Raw genomic sequence first — 16,825 nt, 5'->3', positions numbered from 1 at the left:
ATAGAAAGTCCCTCGTTTGGGGCTTTTTTTGGTGAACGGCAACGCAAACTAAAAAAAAGAGTCGAAAGGCATGGTTTAGGTAACTATATTGTTTTTAAATACATACCAATAATGAGCGCTCCGACTCCTGATATTATTAAACTATATACCATTGATGAGTGCCTTAAAGCTTCATAGAAAATTTCCTTAAGTGTAACCATTATCATAATTCCTACAGCAAGGCTAATAATAAAAGCCCATAAAGCAGGGTAGTCCATGCCAACTATACTTCCTAGAACCGCTCCTATTCCAACAGGTAAAGAAACAATACAAGTAAAGAGAAGGAGTTCATAAATACCAAGCCCAGCTAAAAGTAAGGGCGTAAACATTGCTATTCCTTCAGGGATATTGTGAAGAATAAGTGTTTGAAGAATGGAATCGCTTATCTCCGTATGCTGACTTGAACCAAAGGCAATCCCCATAGGAAAGTTATGGATTGAGATACTGAGTGCCAATAAGCAACCCGTATGCATAAATAAATCTTTACTTGAATTATGAGTAATGGTGGTAACCCTGTTATATGTTTGGTGTATAAGCAAGAAAATTAAGCCACCTGTGACGATTCCTAAAATAAATATGGTCCATCCGCCGAGATTAATGCTTTCAGGTACAATCTCTAGAAAAACTAATCCAAGAATCAAGCCTGTGCATAATGCGTATATAGTTGCGATTCCTTGCTGAAACCTTCTTAAAAGCATTGTGAGCAATCCGCCGATACTAATTCCTATTGCTGTTGCAACGAAACCTAGTACGCCAATATAAAACATTTTACACCCCTATATTCTGCCTATAAGTATATATGGACAAAATATAGAAATTATTCATGGGGAATAAAGGAGCAAACACTAGAGCCCTCAAATAATCAACAATATTGTTTAACAAAGCCAAACTAAAAGAAAAACGTACCTTAATGGCACGTTTATACTTTTAATTCATTGTGAGCAATGAGTGAAGTTTCAATTTGAATCGTTGTGTGTTCTATTTTAAATGTATCCTTTATTTTATTAATGGCTTCTTGTAATATTTCTTGACTGTTTTTATCATCTTCAATTAGTACATGACAGCTTAAAGAATCTAATCCAGAGGTAATGGTCCATATATGGAGGTCATGTACATCGATGACTCCATCAATTTCTTTTAGAGCTGCTTTTACTTCTTCTTGATTAATAGTAAGAGGGGTGCCCTCCATTAAAATATGAACCGAGTGCTTTATGACTCCCCAAGCACTTTTTAAAATTAATAATGCAACTAAAACTGAAATGATAGGGTCCGCTATATACCAATCGAATAGAAGCATTAATATACCAGCTGCAATTGCTCCAACAGAACCTAATGCATCCCCAAGTACGTGTAGATAAGCACTTCGTAAATTAACATTATTCTTCACGTCGCCTTTTCGCATTAACGACCAAGCACTAATTAAATTGGCAAACAATCCTATTGAAGCAATCAGCATCATTGTTCCACTTGCAATAGTTGGCGGTTCGAAAAAGCGTCCGTATGCTTCCCAAACGATAAACCCTGCGATTACAAATAGGGTAACACCATTAAATAATGCCGCTAATATTTCAAAGCGATAATATCCATAGCTTTTATTAGGTGATGGCGGTCTCGCTGCGAACCATATCGCAATTAAACTTAGAAATAAGGAACTAGCGTCACTAAGCATATGTCCGGAATCAGATAATAAGGCTAGACTATTGGTGAGTAAACCTCCAAAGAATTCTAAGAACATAATTCCAGTAGTAATTAGTAAAGCTGTAAGTAACCCTTTTTTATTTCCTTCTCTTGTTTCTTCAAAATGATTATGACTATGAGAGTGACCGTGGTGATGATGTCCGTGATCATGGTGATGGCCCATGTTCATTCCTCCCTTACTCACATTGAATGTGTGACAAAACTTGATTTAAAATGGTAATAACGTGTTCATCGTCATAGGTATAATAAAACGTGTTGCCTTCACGTCTATACTTAACAAGTCGTAGATTTCTTAAGAAACTTAATTGGTGGGAAACAGCTGATTGTGTCATATCTAATACTTCAGTAATGTGATTGACAGAGCATTCCTCTTGAGAAAGTAAATATAAAATCTTTATTCTAGTCGGGTCAGCTAATGCTTTAAAAATTCGGGAGGCTTCGTCTACCGTATTAGGTGATAAAAAAGAATGGTCATGTTGTTTCATAAAATATACACCTCATTTATTCTTGTTAGTCATATGTTGATAAGGGATTAGAAAAGAAAAAGGAGCCTTTTTTAGGTAATATCCTATAGATAAATGACCTGGCTCAGCGTCTATAACAATAATGTCATAAATCATGCTTAACATCCGAATCAAACTATATGAGCATATGTTCATATATAACATATGATTAAAAGTAAATTTTGTCAATTATTTTATATGGAATTTTTTGTTATGAAATTTACAAAGAGTATACGTAGTATTTTAACCACAAATCGTAATGTAACTTTGCGGAATTAGCGTGAACGGAACTGCTAACATAATTTGGCGGTTTTTTTATTTTATAAATAGTTTGACAATATCAAAATATAATCATATTATAACGTTAAAAGTTGCGCTAGTGCAAAAAAAGAGCGGAGAGGAAATAATAATGACTGAGTCTAAAAAAATAAAGTTGTTTAATGGGAAAAAAGGGGATTTTATTCGTATTACTCATTTGGGTATTGATGGTGTTATGCGAAGAAGACTCTTAGATTTAGGCTTTGTTCCAGGGGCTATTGTTGAGGTGCTTAGGAAAAGTCCTTTGGGAGATCCTATTGCTTTTCGTGTAAGTCAAACATCTATAGCTTTAAGAAAAGAAGAGAGTTTAAGAATCGAAGGGGAGTTGATTAACCCATGACTAAATCCTTCCGTATTGCTCTTGCAGGTAATCCAAACACCGGGAAAAGTACCTTATTTAATCTTTTAACTGGATTAAAACAGCATACTGGGAATTGGGCAGGAAAAACTGTGGATTTGAAGGTTGGTACATTTGCTTTCAAGACAAACCAATATGAAATGATTGATTTGCCCGGAACTTATTCTCTATTTTCAAATTCAAAGGATGAAGAAATTGCCCGGGATTATATTGTATTTGAGAAGCCTGATGTAACTTTGGTGGTCTTGGATGCTACAGCTCTTGAAAGAAATATGAATCTAGCTTTACAAGTGATGGAGATTACGGATCGTCTCATTATTTGTATTAATTTAATTGATGAAGCAGAAAAATTGGGCATTAAAATTAATGACAAAGTATTGATGAAGCGCTTGGGAGTTCCTGTTATTAAAATATCCGCTAGAAATAAATCCGGGATACCGATGCTGCTCGATACTATTGACCGTGTAATATCTGGTGCGATTAAATGTACTCCTTATCAGATGACTTATGATGAAGAAACAGAGAAAAAAATAAAATCATTATTACCAAGTGTTCAAAGAATTTCAGGTAATCAGTTTCCAGCAAGATGGCTGTCTCTAAGACTATTGGATGGGGACAAAAAACTGTTACAACAAATTCAGCAGAAGATTACAACAACGGAGGTACAAAAAGATGGAGACGCACTCAGCATTTAAGCAAAATGAAGTACAAGAACTTTTCTATCAGGCTGATCAGCTCTCTTCTTCTAATGTTCGTGATCAAATCGTTGAACAACTTTATAAAAAAAGCAATGAATTGATTAAAGAAGGAGTTAGTTTTACAAAAACAAAACATGATCAAAGAACAGAAAAGTTAGATGCTATTTTTACATCTCCTATTTGGGGATTTCCGATTATGCTCATTATGCTGGGAGTCATTTTTTATTTAACGATTGCAGGAGCAAATGTTCCATCTGCTATGTTAGCTAGTTTCTTTGGATGGATTGAGGGATATTTAACCTTAATGTTTACAACTTTACATGCTCCAGATTGGCTTCATGGAGTTCTTGTTTTAGGGCTATATCGGGGAACGAGTTGGGTTATTAGTGTTATGCTTCCGCCAATGGCGATATTTTTCCCTACTTTCGCACTTCTTGAGAATTATGGCTATTTGCCTCGTGTTGCTTTTAACATGGATCGATTGTTTAAAACAGTTGGGGCGCATGGAAAGCAATCATTAACAATGGCAATGGGGTTCGGATGTAATGCAGCAGCAGTTATGTCTTCACGAATTATTGAATCCCCTCGTGAACGAATGTTAGCTATCCTGACTAATAATTTTGTCCCTTGTAATGGTCGGTGGGGGACACTTATTGTTTTAGCTTCTCTATTTATGGCCGCAGGTTTTACAGGTGGAATGAAGTCTTTGGTCACAACGTCAGTAATCGTTGGTATTGTAATGTTTGGAATTATAATTACGTTTCTTGTTTCGTGGATACTTTCTAAAACAGCGCTAAAGGGTGTTCCCACTCATTATACCCTAGAACTTCCGCCTTATAGAAAACCAAAATTTGTTGATACGGTCATTAGATCTTCTTTAACTAAATCTTTAGCTGTCCTTAATCGTGCAATAAAAGTTGCAGCTCCTGCAGGAATTTTAACTTGGGTTTTAGCTAATATTCAGGTAGGAGATACTAGCATCCTATTGCATATTGTGAACTTTTTAGATCCGTTAGGACAGATAATTGGATTAGATGGCTATATCTTAATGGCATTTTTAATTGGGCTTCCAGCAAATGAAATTGTATTACCAATATTATTAATGGGGTATTTATCTACTGGTGCATTAATTGATGTAGACGGTATCGAGGATTTAAAGCAAATTTTTCTGAATAACGGCTGGACTTGGTTAACAGCTCTTAATATGATGTTGTTTTCATTGTTGCATTACCCATGCGGAACGACATTGGTTAATATTTATAAAGAAACAAAAAGTATAAAATGGACATTTTGGTCTTTTATGATTCCAACAGGGATTGCATTTTTAGTTACGTTCCTCATTACTCAAATAGTTCGTTTCATGGGATGGGTATAGAAAGAGGTAACACAAGTCCTTGGTTCGAGAAGAAATACCTGAAGAAAAATAGATTAGAAAGGAACAATTAAAATGGTTAAGCCCCTTATTTGGGGGCTTTTTTTGTTTGGTTATGAGGCATAAATGGGGAGGTAAAATGACAATTTAGTGAATATTATCAGTTTGTTTAAGTGGATGGGGGAAACATGCTATGATTGGATGGTCTCATTTATTAAAATATATATTATAAATAAAGATAGAATAGATGTACAAGGTTAACAAGCCTTTATAAAAAAGGTGATATAGATGTATTGGAGGAGGAACTTTGATGAAAAAAAATATGCCAAATTGGTTAAATAACACTTTAGTTGTCATTATTTCGATCGTATCTCTAGGCGGGGTAGCTCAAAACCTTGAATGGAGATCTAATAAAAAGAAAGAAAAGGATGTTGAAAATCATAATGGAAACTAAAGGAATATAGATTGTGGATTGGAAGCTGAATCGAAATTCTAAAAAAGCTCTCTATAAACAAATTGCCGAATATATTGAACATGGAATCGCTGATGGAACCTTTCCGGCAGATACTCCATTACCTTCAGAACGATCTTTAGCCAGTGAATTAAAAGTAAACCGAAGTACAGTAGTAGCAGCTTATGATGAACTGGAGGCTAACGGATTAATTGAGCGGAAAAAAGGAAGCGGAACGACTATTAGTAAGGATATTTGGGGAATGACTAGAAGGCGTATTCCCAGTTGGAACACCTATATTGAATCTGGTTCATTTTTGCCCAACTTACCGCTCATACAAAGAATTCGTAAAGAAATGGTCGAGCATAACTTAATTAATTTATCTAGTGGAGAATTATCAGAAGATTTGTTTCCCGTTGATTCTCTAAGAGAAATCCTTTCCGGCAGATCATTTGTTGGGAGCCTTGGTTATGACCACCCGCAAGGAAACGCATATTTAAGGGAAACGATTGTCTCTCATGTAAAACAATATAGAAGAATTCATACAGATCCATCTTCTATTATGATTACTTCTGGTGCTCAACAAGCTCTGCATCTCGTCGTGCAATGTTTACTGAAACCAGGGGATGCTGTTGCCCTTGAGGACCCTTCTTATTCATATAGTCTTCCTATTTTTCAATCAGCTGGCATACGAACGTATCCGTTGCCTGTGAATCGGGAAGGAATCGATCCGGATGATTTGTTATCTCTTCTTAAAAAGCGAAAAATTCGTATGATTTTTTTAAATCCTGCTTTTCAAAATCCTACAGGAACACTGCTTTCTATTGAGCGACGTAGAAGGATATTAGAGATTTCGTCTGAGCATGGAATCCCTGTTATTGAAGATGATCCTTATAGTTTAACAGCATTTAATGGAGAAGAAATTGCTACGCTAAAATCAATGGATGACTATGGAAATGTTTTATATATTAGTTCATTATCCAAAATCGTTGCTTCTGGTTTGCGAATTGGTTGGATTATTGGCCCGAAGTCTGTCATCGAAAGACTATCGGATGCTAAACAACAGATTGATTTTGGACATGGAATTTTTAATCAGTGGGTAGCAAATGACTTTCTTAGTTCTCCTTATTTTCATTCTCATATTGCTTATTTAAGGGAGCAGCTAGAAAAAAGAAGAAATCAAATGGTTTCAAGTCTTCATCAATACTTGAATAAGCAGGTTGAGTTTCATATTCCACAAGGCGGCATTCATTTATGGTGCAAGATAAATGAAACGTTGAATGAGAAAAAGCTGCTGGAGGAAGCGATAAAAAGAGGGGTCATCCATGTTCCAGGTTCTACTTTAGGGTCGAAAAAAGGATATGTGCGATTTACTTTTGCTAGAGAGAATGAAATATGCATTGATGAAGGGATTAAAAGATTTTCTGCTGCCTTAAAAAGTTTATAAACATGATGAAGGAAAAGAGTGCCTTAAAAAGATGTTGTAATAACAATCTTTGGGGCGCTCTTTTTAGTGTATCGCGAATTAATAAGGAGTAAAGACCATTAATAAATGGGGTTTTACTCTATTATTGATCTTTTCGTTTAGTGGAACTTTTAATCTATAGTGCATAGAATATTTTAATAAAATAATGACAAAATATTTTTGTCAAGTTTTTTGTTAAAATTTTATAGAAATATTTGACAATTTTGTGAAATATATTAAAATAAAAGCAAAGGAGCTGAGCTAAATGAAAACCAATTTAGAAATATTGAACCCTTTAAAATGGGTATGTGGAACTGCTAATGTCATTGGTTTAGGTATCCTGATTGTAAGTTTTATTGTAAACGGTTACAAGTGGAACTACATGTTATCGTTCATAGGACTAACAATTACTATTAGCGCGACACTCATATTTATGGTTGGTTTATTTTTCATTTTAACGGAAGAGCTGGTTTCAAATACGGACAAAGGGGAGAAGGTCATCCCAATTAAATCTAACGTATCCAATGTCGTTATGTTCAAAAGAAAAAGAAGAGTATCAAATTGATACTCTTCTTTCTACCTTTGACTTATATTCCTGGGATTTCATAAGCCCCCGCTATACAAAGTAAGGACCCTAGTATAGTAATGACTGCAAGGAATACGGAATACCAAACATGTGCATAAATAGATGCTTTATCTTCAGATTCTTCAGCATGATGAATATGACTACTTGGACACCAGATTGGACAAACGCTGTTGCCAGTAGAACGATTATTGCAACTGTAAGCGAAACTAAAAGGCATCATCGTGACAGAAACGGAAGAAAGCTATACGTCTCAAGACTGTCCGTTTTGCGGAGGCAGACATCGAGCAAAGGGAAGAACGTTGATTTGTTCTGTTCACAAAACAGAAATCCATCGTGATGTAAACGGTGCTCAAAATATTGCACGTAAACAACATCACATGGCCTTCCAACCACTGATTTCTGTTGTATTTAAACAGCCTGTTTGGTATCGACGTTTTTTGTCCAAAAAACAAGGAGATTCCTCTCTTAAGGACAAGCCTCCAACAGGAAAAAGTATCGCCGGTCGAACGGCGTAGTCGGCACAGACCTTGCCCACTTGAGAGAGAAGATCTCTCAAGTGTTGCTCACCTAAGTTTCACCTCTGCCTCTTCTTATAGACGATGGTAAGTAGTGGGATGTTTGTGAGAAAGAACCCCTTGGCTTTAGCCATGGGAGTGGTCAGAAGGGGCCGTTCATCATAGAGGGAGTTTTAAGGAGCAACATAAAAAATTATTTTCATTAATTAATCTTTGAGCATGAAGCGTGGCCCGTATGACAATGCCATAGCTGAATCCACGTTTAACATCATTAAAACAGAGTTTGACAATCCAACATATTCCGTTTTTTAAGGGAGACAAAAGTGCCTGGGTCTGTTCAGTAGAAAATCGACCCAGGCACTTTTTATTTATAAGGATTTAAAATGAAATTATATTATATTAAAAAAACAGGAATCAAAATCGATTCCTGTTTTTTTCTACATATAACTCTTTTTTGCTATGCTCCTTTTTAAATATTATTATATCAATGTATTTTTTTACGAAGATTTCCCCATCGATTGTTTTCGATAAGCAATTGATATTCCGTTTGTTTTAGAGAAAAACGAAAACAGATTAATAAATTATTATATTCCCCTTTTTCAAATATGTTATTAAATATCCCAGATTCCATTTATTGTATAACTCTTCATGAACATTTTGTGACATATATCACTTTCCATTGTTTTTTTTCCTTAATGATACTAATATAAGAATGTAATTGTAAACATGATAGCGTTATCAATTATTTTCAACACAACTTCTAAAAAAAAAGAAAGGGGAATCTTTATGAAAATGAAATGGACTTTATTAGCTCTTATTTTCGCTATTGCTACTGTGCTTACTGGCTGCGAAAATCCATTGGCTGTCTTCGATCCAAAAGGTCCTCAAGCGGCAACACTCTCAGATACTATTATTCTTACAATTTGGATAATGCTTGCTATCTGTGTTGTTGTAACTGTTGCCTTTATTTATATGTTAGTAAAATATCGTGCGTCTAAACAAAGCAAAGATTATGAACCTCCTCACATTGAAGGAAGTGCAGTTGTTGAAACAATTTGGACAGCAATTCCAATAATCATTGTTGCTTTCCTATCCGTTGTTACTGTAACTTCACTAAAAGACGTTGAGGCAACGCCGAAAGGATATGAAAACAAAGAACCTCTAGTTATTTATGCTTCATCATCTAACTGGAAGTGGCATTTTAGTTATCCGGAAGAAAATATTGAAACAGTAAACTACGTGTATGTTCCGACAGACCGTCCGCTTGAGTTTAAACTTTATTCTTATGGACCAATCTCAAGCTTCTGGATTCCGCAGCTTGGCGGGCAAAAGTATGCAATGGCCGACATGGTAACTACGCTTCACTTGTTAGCAGATGAACCAGGAGAAATGATGGGACGAAATTCAAACTTTAGTGGTGAAGGTTCTGCTCACCAACTATTTGATGTGCAAGCAGTTTCTCCTGCTGAATTTGAAGAATGGGTAGAAGAGGCTAAAGCTAAATCAGAGCCACTTACTGAAGAAAAGTTCGATCAATTATTAAAAACAGAGCATGTTGGTCGACAAACGTTCACTGGAACGCATTTAGAATTTAGTCCAGCTCCAGAAGGTTCTCATAACATGGACGACATGGAGAACAAGGAAGATATGGAAGACATGAATCATGACATGGAAGACATGGATCATGACATGGATCATAAATAATAGTTAACTTTAATAAATGAAACATATGAATTTCCAATTTTAAACATGACGAAAGGAGTCACAAAGTATGGAATTCTTTGAAAGATTCGCCGTGCCGCATCCAAGTTTTGCCATCTATGCATCGATGGTAGGGATTGCTCTTACTAGTCTCGCTATTGTTGTCGGCTTAACCTATTTTAAAAAATGGGGTTACTTATGGCGTGAATGGATTACAACCGTCGATCATAAGCGTATCGGGATTATGTATATCCTAGCTGCTTTGATTATGCTTTTACGTGGTCTTGTTGATGCGGTTATGTTACGTGCTCAGCTTGCCATTCCTGATAACACAATCTTAGATTCTCAGCACTACAATGAGGTATTCTCAGCACATGGTGTTATTATGATCATGTTTATGGCGATGCCGTTCTTATTTGGTTTAATGAATATCGTTACTCCACTACAAATTGGTGCACGTGACGTTGCGTTCCCACGTTTGAATGCAATCAGCTTTTGGTTGTTCTTCATGGGTGCTATGTTATTCAACATCGCTTTCGTAGTAGGTGGTGCGCCTGATGCTGGTTGGACATCTTACTTCCCGCTAGCTAGTGAAGAGTTTAGTCCATCAGTGGGTACGAATTATTATATGATGTCGCTTCAGCTTTCAGGTCTCGGTACATTAATGACAGGTATTAACTTTTTGACTACCATTTTTAGAATGAGAGCTCCTGGCTTGAAATTAATGCAACTGCCAATGTTCACATGGGCTATGTTAGTTACTAACGTGTTAATCATAGCTGTTTTCCCTTTATTTGCAGTAGCACTTGCATTTGGGGCAATGGACCGTATGTTCGGTACCCAATTCTTTACGATTGGTAATGGCGGTATGGATATGATGTGGGCGAACTTGTTCTGGGTTTGGGGACATCCTGAAGTATATATCTTAATCCTGCCTGCATTTGGTATCTATAGTGAAATTATCTCAACATTTGCACGTCGTAACCTATATGGTTATAAATCAATGGTTGCTTCAATGGTCGCTATCACTATTCTTTCTCTAGTTGTATGGGCTCACCATTTCTATACAATGGGGCAAGGAGTATTAGCAAATAGTATTTTCTCTATTGCAACAATGGCAATTGCCGTTCCGACAGGGATTAAAATCTTTAACTGGTTGGCGACACTTCGAAAAGGTAAAATTGAGTTTACGACACCAATGCTTTGGTCTATGGCCTTTATTCCGACTTTCTTAATCGGTGGGGTTACAGGGGTTATGCTTGCGATGGCAAGTGCCGACTTCCAATATCATAATACGATGTTCTTAGTTGCTCACTTCCATTACACAATTATTCCTGGTGTAGTATATGCGTTTATTGCTGGTTTAATTTACTGGTGGCCAAAAATGTTTGGTTTTATGCTGAACGAAAAAATCGGGAAAGTTTCATTCTGGTTGGTAGCCATCTTCTTTAACGTAACATTCTTCCCAATGTTTATTACAGGGTTAGATGGTCAAGCACGTCGTATGTACACATACTCTGAAGAAACTGGTTTCGGTCCATTAAACTTGATTTCTTCTATTGGAGCAATTGGATTAGCTCTTGGTTTCATTGTGCTTGCATACAACATCTATTGGAGTACTCGTTATATGCCAAGAAATATTGGTTCAGATCCATGGAATGCACGTTCTCTTGAATGGGCAATTCCTAGTCCAGTACCTGTATATAACTTTGCAACACTACCACGTGTTAAATCGTCACAAGCATTCTGGGATGCTAAGAAAAAGGGTCATAACTTATTCCCAGATAAAGTGGAAGAGATTCATATGCCAAATAACAGCGGTTTACCGTTTATCATGAGTGTCATCTTCTTTATTGGTGCGTTCTCTTTAATATTTGATATGATTCCTTTAGCAATTATTTCCCTAATCGGAGTCTTTGCTTGTATGGCTTACCGTTCATTTGAAGCTAACCATGATCACGGATATCATATTCACGTAAAAGAAATTGAAGAAACAGAAGAAAGATTGCGAGGTGCTAACAAATGAAAATAGATAACTCGCTTCCACTTGAATATAGTACAGAAGAAAATCGTTTGAAGATTTTAGGCTTTTGGATTTTCTTAGCTGCCGAAATTGCGCTTTTTGCAACACTTTTCGCGACTTACTTTGCATATCAGGGCCGTACAGGTAACGGTCCTGGTACGGAAATTTTCGAGCTTACACCAGTATTAATTAACACATTCGCTCTGTTAACAAGTAGTTTTACCATTGGATTGGCAGTTAATGCTATGCGACTTGGCAATAAAAAAGCAATGTTAACATTCCTTGGTATCACGTTAGCTCTTGGACTTGTATTCTTAGGAGTAGAAATTAAAGAGTTTTTCACATTCGTTCATGAAGGAGCAACAATCCAAACAAGTGGGTACTTATCGATCTTGTTTTCAACATTAGGAACACACGGTGCTCACGTATCGCTTGGTTTCTTCTGGGGATTATTCATCATTATCCAAGTGGCGAAACATGGATTAACTCCACACACAGCTAATAAAGCGTTCATCTTTTCATTGTACTGGCACTTCTTAGACGTAGTTTGGATCTTCATCTTCAGCTTCGTCTACTTGAAAGGAATGATGTAATATGGCACAGTTATTTCCTAAGCACCATGTAATGGGATTTATTTTCTCGTTGGTCCTTACGGTAGTTGCTCTTTCTGTTATTGTTTATGAGCTTTCTTATACAACAGCAATGGCTATTCTACTAATAACTGCTTTCATGCAAGCTGGCGTTCAATTAGTAATGTTTATGCATGCTGGAGAATCTGAAGATAAGGCTACAATTTACACTAACGTTATCTATATGGTATTCTTTGCTATAGTAACGATACTAGGTACACTGTTACTTTTCGTTTGGGATATGTAATAATATATAAAAGAAGAGTATCAAATTTGATACTCTTCTTTTTATTTCTGGCTCATAATCTTATTCTGAGTCTTTTTCTTATGCTCTAGAGGGCTGCCATGAGTAACAATTGCTCAATGGCGAATCTCTTAATGCCCCTCAGCCCTTTTCATACGGTAGCAAGCCGTGTTGACGAATTATTACGGTCAATAGCTTGAAGTCGCTGCATAAAATTGGCTGAATTTTTGGATGAGCCGGATTAGGACTGGAAATTGTTAAGGAATTAGTTGATGCCCAGGAAGGTGGCAAAATTAAGGTACAAAGTCAGATTGAACAAGGCAAGGAACTCAATTCTTAATTACGTTACAGAAGTTGAAAATAAAACAGCCGTATTTTTAGGTTGTTTAAAGTTGTGAAATTAGTGCAATGCTAGTGTTATAGAGAAGATATATATCCATAAAAAAGAAGCAGGATGTGGGGCTTCCTGCTTCTTAGTTTTTCCATTGTTTTTTTACTTGAGAAAGAGCTAATTGATGGATTTCTTCTGGAGCTGTATCTCTTGTTGCTAATACATTTGTTTGGTAAGTTCTTCCTTGGAAATCAACTGTAACTGTAACTTTAATCATTGTCATCTTCCTTTCTAGAATTAGTTTGGATGTAAGAGAGGTATACTCCGTTTTTCTCGCAATTTTCGAGTGGTTTTAATATTGGGGGTATTAATTATTTTTTTAATTATCTGATATTTTAGATAATTTGTCAATAAAATATTTTGTAAAAAATGTAAAAAACGTGGCTTTTAAGAGGAAAATCCGAAAGCATCTGCTGCTTATTTGCTTTCGGATTATGTATTCCTTAAATCTTTGTTAAAATAATTCCAATGATTGCAATGAAAATACCACTCATTTGATAGACTTTTAATTTTTCTTGAAACAAATAACAGCCAGCAAAAACAACAAATAAACAATTTAGACTAACAATTGGAAAGATAATACTTGCAATCCCTGTACTTAATGCATAGAAGTAACACCCATATCCGACAATGCTTAATAAACCAACAGCTGTTCCGATTCGAAGTTCAGATGCTTGTACTTTCTCACGTTTGAAAATAAGCGTAATCAATAAATAAATGCTGCCGCCTCCATACATGGCGATGAGTACGTCCAGTGGTTGAAACTGTAAGTGTGTAGACGTTTGCATTAGAATGCCTAGTGTTCCAAATGAAAAAATAGCAAAGCACACGTGCATAATCCAAACGAAATAGTGATGCTGTCCTTTTGCGTTAGGCGTATATTGAATTACGACTACTGCTATCATCATGAAAAATATACCAATCCATTGAGTAGATGAAATATGCTCATGGAAGATAAGTGCAGAACAGAGGATTGGAAATATAGCATTTGCTGCTACTAATGGTGCTGTTAAACTGGCTGGTCCTTTTTCGAAAGCCCGTGATAATTGAATATTTCCGTTCGTATTTAGAATGCCAATTAAAGCACCAATTAAAAGAGTTAATATATGGAAATTTGAACTGCCGGTAGCCATACTATAACTAAATGTGCATATAAAGGCAACTAAGTAGAAGAAAAATTGGATATGGATTTTGGAAAGGCCTTTTCCATTGCTCCACTTAAAAATACTGTTGTTAATTCCAAAACATAAACTCGTGACGAGTGCGGCAAAAATCCACATAATGAGATCGCTTCTTTCATATAAGGATGAGGATGTTTTTAATTTTACGCTCAAAAAAACGCTACAGCAATAAAAATTTGTAAGGGTTGAAAAGTTATATTGACATATTTATTTAATTTCCCTATTCTTAATAGGGATTACATTTCCATAGACACATTCCGTTATAACGGAAGAGGTTCATAGCAACAACCCTCTATAAAAAACTATGGTTTGAATGAGGACACTAATCAACCATATCTTAGAGGGGATATGGTTTTTTGTTTATGGCTGTGTTAAACGATAGGGTTAATTGATAATACCGTTTAACATAGACCCGTTTATAGCCTTTATGGGCATCGTTGTAAGAGCATAAATACTGAGGAGGATTTGTTGAATGGCTGGAAGATCAGAAAGTGAGCTGCAGGATATTACGTTACTTGGGAATCAAGGGACAAAGTATTTATTTGAATATACTCCAGATGTGCTGGAGACATTTGATAATAAGCATATAAGTCGAGATTATTTCGTTAAATTTAATTGTCCAGAATTTACGAGCCTATGTCCAATGACGGGACAACCAGACTTTGCAACCATTTATATTAGCTATATTCCTGATGTAAAAATGGTGGAAAGTAAATCTTTAAAGCTGTATTTATTCAGTTTTCGTAATCATGGAGATTTCCATGAAGACTGCATGAATATTATTATGAATGATTTAATTGAATTAATGGATCCGCGTTATATTGAAGTATGGGGGAAATTCACGCCGCGTGGCGGGATTTCGATTGATCCATATACGAACTATGGAAAACCGGGTACAAAATATGAAAAAATGGCGGAGCATCGCTTGATGAACCATGATTTATATCCAGAGAAAGTGGATAATCGCTAAAGAGTTAATAGAATGAAAAAGACAATTGCTTAGGCAGTTGTCTTTTTCAGTTTAGCTTCAGATGTATGAGCTGAAAATTGAAATGGATTTCTAGGATGACACATTTCATATCATGGTCTGTGTCCAGATGCTTTAGGAAATTTTTAGGGTGATTTATATTTGAAATGTAAAGTAAGAACGTATATATTTTAGTTTTTCACCAAGAGTCCACTCCGAAAATACAAATGTTCGCGATAAATAGAATTTGTGCTTGATTGTTTGAGGAAAACAAGTGATAATAATAGAAGAATTTTTACTGAATATTTCTAACAATAGGGGATGTCGTGATGAAAGTTATTAAATTTGGTGGCAGTTCATTAGCTTCTGGTGAGCAATTAAAAAAAGTGTTTAATATAGTAATCTCTGATTCTGAACGGAAAATTGTTGTTGTTTCAGCTCCTGGTAAAAGAAATTCTGATGATATAAAAGTAACCGATTTATTAATCGCTACTGCAGAGCGTCAATTACGCAATGAGAAAAGTGAAGAATTGATTGAAGAAATCATCGCACGTTATGCAAGTATTGCCGAGGAATTAAGTATTCCTGCAGATATTATCGCGACAATTCGTGAGGATCTTTTAGCTTTAGTACACGCGGATCAAAGCGATGAGAAGCGTTATATTGATGCGCTGAAAGCAAGCGGTGAAGATAATAATGCGAAGCTTGTAGCCGCGTTTTTCCAAAGCCAAGGTGTAGAAGCGGAATATGTATGTCCAAAGCAGGCTGGGTTAATTGTAACGGATGAAGAGGGATATACAAGTGTATTACCTGAATCTTATGAAAGATTGAGTGCTTTGCGTGATAGAAAAGGAATTGTTGTGTTCCCTGGATTTTTTGGATACACAGAGGATGGAGATGTATTAACGTTCTCACGCAGTGGTTCAGATATTACCGGTTCAATCTTAGCTGCAGCTGTTAAAGCAGATTTCTATGAGAATTTTACAGATGTTGATGCGGTTTATTCCGTGAATCCAAATGTAGTGTCTAATCCTAAGGAAATCCGCGAGATTACATATCGCGAAATGCGTGAGTTGTCTTATGCAGGTTTTACTGTTTTACATGATGAAGCATTAATTCCAGCATTTCGTGCAGGTATTCCGGTAAACATTCGCAATACGAATAATCCTACAGCACCTGGAACACTTATTGTGAATAAACGAAACAATACAAATGGGCCTGTTATTGGAATTGCGAGTGACAAAGGATTTTGCAGCATTTATATCAGCAAATATTTAATGAACCGTGAAGTCGGTTTTGGTCGTAAAATGCTGTCTATTTTGGAAGAGTACGGTGTAGCGTATGAACATACTCCATCTGGGATTGATGATGTAACATTAATCTTGCGCCAAGACCAAATGAACGCAGAAACGGAAGAGAAAATTGTACAGCGCTTAACAGAAGAACTTCATGCAGACGAAGTGATTGTTGAACATAATCTTGCTCTTATTATGGTTGTTGGGGAAGGTATGCGTCATAATGTAGGGACAACAGCAAGAGCAGCTAAAGCACTTGCTGATGCAAAGGTTAATATTGAAATGATTAACCAAGGTTCATCAGAAGTAAGCATGATGTTTGCGGTTAAAGGGGAGTCAGAGGACAAAGCGGTTCACGCTCTTTATCATGAATTCTTCTAATTACTTTTGC

Annotated in this window: 17 protein-coding genes and 1 pseudogene; 13 read left to right on the top strand and 5 right to left on the bottom strand. The window is 36.1% G+C overall.

Annotated elements, in window-relative coordinates; translation table 11 throughout:
* Positions 1–83: 83 nt before the first annotated feature.
* The 3 genes from ACE199_RS12155 to ACE199_RS12145 all read right to left on the bottom strand — a co-directional run bounded on the left by ACE199_RS12155 (position 84) and on the right by ACE199_RS12145 (position 2,222).
* Positions 84–806, bottom strand: a complete 723-nt coding sequence (locus tag ACE199_RS12155; protein ID WP_375350028.1) for a ZIP family metal transporter — start codon at positions 804–806, stop codon at positions 84–86.
* A 152-nt stretch (positions 807–958) separates the two neighbouring features.
* A complete protein-coding gene (locus ACE199_RS12150) occupies positions 959–1,900 on the bottom strand; it encodes a cation diffusion facilitator family transporter (protein WP_375350027.1) in 942 nt (313 codons plus the stop codon).
* A gap of 13 nt (positions 1,901–1,913) precedes the next feature.
* Positions 1,914–2,222 carry an ArsR/SmtB family transcription factor gene (locus ACE199_RS12145; protein WP_375350026.1) on the bottom strand — a complete coding sequence of 103 codons (309 nt, stop codon included), beginning with the start codon at positions 2,220–2,222 and terminating at the stop codon, positions 1,914–1,916.
* Between the two features lie 427 nt (positions 2,223–2,649).
* On the opposite strand from ACE199_RS12145, the gene ACE199_RS12140 reads away from it, so the two are divergent.
* The 11 genes and pseudogenes from ACE199_RS12140 to qoxD all read left to right on the top strand — a co-directional run bounded on the left by ACE199_RS12140 (position 2,650) and on the right by qoxD (position 12,603).
* Complete coding sequence (locus tag ACE199_RS12140) at positions 2,650–2,898, top strand: FeoA family protein (protein WP_375350025.1); 249 nt, start codon at positions 2,650–2,652, stop codon at positions 2,896–2,898.
* A complete protein-coding gene (locus ACE199_RS12135) occupies positions 2,895–3,611 on the top strand; it encodes a FeoB small GTPase domain-containing protein (RefSeq protein ID WP_375350024.1) in 717 nt (238 codons plus the stop codon). Before ACE199_RS12140 ends, ACE199_RS12135 begins: the two co-directional genes overlap by 4 nt.
* The gene (locus tag ACE199_RS12130) at positions 3,589–4,989 is read left to right on the top strand and encodes a nucleoside recognition domain-containing protein (protein ID WP_375350023.1); all 1,401 of its coding nucleotides are present in this window, start codon (positions 3,589–3,591) and stop codon (positions 4,987–4,989) included. The genes ACE199_RS12135 and ACE199_RS12130 overlap by 23 nt, the downstream gene beginning before the upstream one ends.
* Positions 4,990–5,296: 307 nt before the next feature.
* A complete protein-coding gene (locus ACE199_RS12125) occupies positions 5,297–5,440 on the top strand; it encodes a hypothetical protein (protein ID WP_164853115.1) in 144 nt (47 codons plus the stop codon).
* 13 nt (positions 5,441–5,453) lie between these two features.
* Positions 5,454–6,884: a MocR-like pyridoxine biosynthesis transcription factor PdxR gene (gene pdxR, locus ACE199_RS12120; protein WP_375350022.1), complete on the top strand. Its 1,431-nt coding sequence runs from the start codon at positions 5,454–5,456 to the stop codon at positions 6,882–6,884.
* A gap of 283 nt (positions 6,885–7,167) precedes the next feature.
* Positions 7,168–7,467: a hypothetical protein gene (locus ACE199_RS12115; RefSeq protein ID WP_375350021.1), complete on the top strand. Its 300-nt coding sequence runs from the start codon at positions 7,168–7,170 to the stop codon at positions 7,465–7,467.
* Between the two features lie 233 nt (positions 7,468–7,700).
* Positions 7,701–8,003 (top strand): annotated as a pseudogene (locus tag ACE199_RS12110) (zinc ribbon domain-containing protein); the annotation flags it as partial.
* A 786-nt stretch (positions 8,004–8,789) separates the two neighbouring features.
* Positions 8,790–9,707: a cytochrome aa3 quinol oxidase subunit II gene (gene qoxA, locus ACE199_RS12105; RefSeq protein WP_375350020.1), complete on the top strand. Its 918-nt coding sequence runs from the start codon at positions 8,790–8,792 to the stop codon at positions 9,705–9,707.
* A 67-nt stretch (positions 9,708–9,774) separates the two neighbouring features.
* On the top strand, positions 9,775–11,730 hold the full coding sequence (qoxB, locus tag ACE199_RS12100; protein WP_375350019.1) for a cytochrome aa3 quinol oxidase subunit I: 1,956 nt from the start codon (positions 9,775–9,777) through the stop codon (positions 11,728–11,730).
* Positions 11,727–12,320 carry a cytochrome aa3 quinol oxidase subunit III gene (qoxC, locus tag ACE199_RS12095; RefSeq protein WP_252288821.1) on the top strand — a complete coding sequence of 198 codons (594 nt, stop codon included), beginning with the start codon at positions 11,727–11,729 and terminating at the stop codon, positions 12,318–12,320. Before qoxB ends, qoxC begins: the two co-directional genes overlap by 4 nt.
* Position 12,321: 1 nt before the next feature.
* Complete coding sequence (qoxD, locus tag ACE199_RS12090; protein WP_375350018.1) at positions 12,322–12,603, top strand: cytochrome aa3 quinol oxidase subunit IV; 282 nt, start codon at positions 12,322–12,324, stop codon at positions 12,601–12,603.
* 470 nt (positions 12,604–13,073) lie between these two features.
* Here qoxD and ACE199_RS12085 read toward each other — a convergent pair whose 3' ends face one another.
* Both ACE199_RS12085 and ACE199_RS12080 read right to left on the bottom strand, forming a co-directional pair.
* Positions 13,074–13,208 (bottom strand): BA3454 family stress response protein, encoded by a 135-nt coding sequence (locus ACE199_RS12085; RefSeq protein ID WP_127758963.1) that lies wholly within the window; start codon positions 13,206–13,208, stop codon positions 13,074–13,076.
* 226 nt (positions 13,209–13,434) lie between these two features.
* Positions 13,435–14,271, bottom strand: coding sequence for an EamA family transporter (locus ACE199_RS12080; protein ID WP_375350017.1), 837 nt, complete (start codon positions 14,269–14,271; stop codon positions 13,435–13,437).
* A gap of 373 nt (positions 14,272–14,644) precedes the next feature.
* Here ACE199_RS12080 and queF point away from each other — a divergent pair, with 373 nt between their 5' ends.
* Complete coding sequence (gene queF, locus ACE199_RS12075; RefSeq protein ID WP_127758965.1) at positions 14,645–15,142, top strand: preQ(1) synthase; 498 nt, start codon at positions 14,645–14,647, stop codon at positions 15,140–15,142.
* A gap of 326 nt (positions 15,143–15,468) precedes the next feature.
* Positions 15,469–16,815, top strand: coding sequence for an aspartate kinase (locus ACE199_RS12070; protein ID WP_375350016.1), 1,347 nt, complete (start codon positions 15,469–15,471; stop codon positions 16,813–16,815).
* The last annotated feature ends 10 nt before the right edge of the window (positions 16,816–16,825 follow it).

It is taken from the genome of Peribacillus sp. Hz7, from assembly GCF_042136355.1.
GTDB classification, from domain to species: Bacteria; Bacillota; Bacilli; order Bacillales; family DSM-1321; genus Peribacillus; species Peribacillus asahii_A.
This window is presented reverse-complemented; position numbering and strand designations above follow the sequence as displayed.

Coding starts and splice junctions, on each gene's coding strand:
- ACE199_RS12155 (WP_375350028.1), bottom strand. CDS start 806: ATGTTTTATATTGGCGTACTAGGTTTCGTTGCAACAGCAATAGGAATT.
- ACE199_RS12070 (WP_375350016.1), top strand. CDS start 15,469: ATGAAAGTTATTAAATTTGGTGGCAGTTCATTAGCTTCTGGTGAGCAA.
- ACE199_RS12150 (WP_375350027.1), bottom strand. CDS start 1,900: ATGGGCCATCACCATGATCACGGACATCATCACCACGGTCACTCTCAT.
- ACE199_RS12085 (WP_127758963.1), bottom strand. CDS start 13,208: ATGATTAAAGTTACAGTTACAGTTGATTTCCAAGGAAGAACTTACCAA.
- ACE199_RS12115 (WP_375350021.1), top strand. CDS start 7,168: ATGAAAACCAATTTAGAAATATTGAACCCTTTAAAATGGGTATGTGGA.
- ACE199_RS12080 (WP_375350017.1), bottom strand. CDS start 14,271: ATGTGGATTTTTGCCGCACTCGTCACGAGTTTATGTTTTGGAATTAAC.
- ACE199_RS12135 (WP_375350024.1), top strand. CDS start 2,895: ATGACTAAATCCTTCCGTATTGCTCTTGCAGGTAATCCAAACACCGGG.
- ACE199_RS12130 (WP_375350023.1), top strand. CDS start 3,589: ATGGAGACGCACTCAGCATTTAAGCAAAATGAAGTACAAGAACTTTTC.
- queF (WP_127758965.1), top strand. CDS start 14,645: ATGGCTGGAAGATCAGAAAGTGAGCTGCAGGATATTACGTTACTTGGG.
- qoxC (WP_252288821.1), top strand. CDS start 11,727: ATGAAAATAGATAACTCGCTTCCACTTGAATATAGTACAGAAGAAAAT.
- qoxD (WP_375350018.1), top strand. CDS start 12,322: ATGGCACAGTTATTTCCTAAGCACCATGTAATGGGATTTATTTTCTCG.
- ACE199_RS12140 (WP_375350025.1), top strand. CDS start 2,650: ATGACTGAGTCTAAAAAAATAAAGTTGTTTAATGGGAAAAAAGGGGAT.
- qoxA (WP_375350020.1), top strand. CDS start 8,790: ATGAAAATGAAATGGACTTTATTAGCTCTTATTTTCGCTATTGCTACT.
- qoxB (WP_375350019.1), top strand. CDS start 9,775: ATGGAATTCTTTGAAAGATTCGCCGTGCCGCATCCAAGTTTTGCCATC.
- ACE199_RS12145 (WP_375350026.1), bottom strand. CDS start 2,222: ATGAAACAACATGACCATTCTTTTTTATCACCTAATACGGTAGACGAA.
- ACE199_RS12125 (WP_164853115.1), top strand. CDS start 5,297: ATGAAAAAAAATATGCCAAATTGGTTAAATAACACTTTAGTTGTCATT.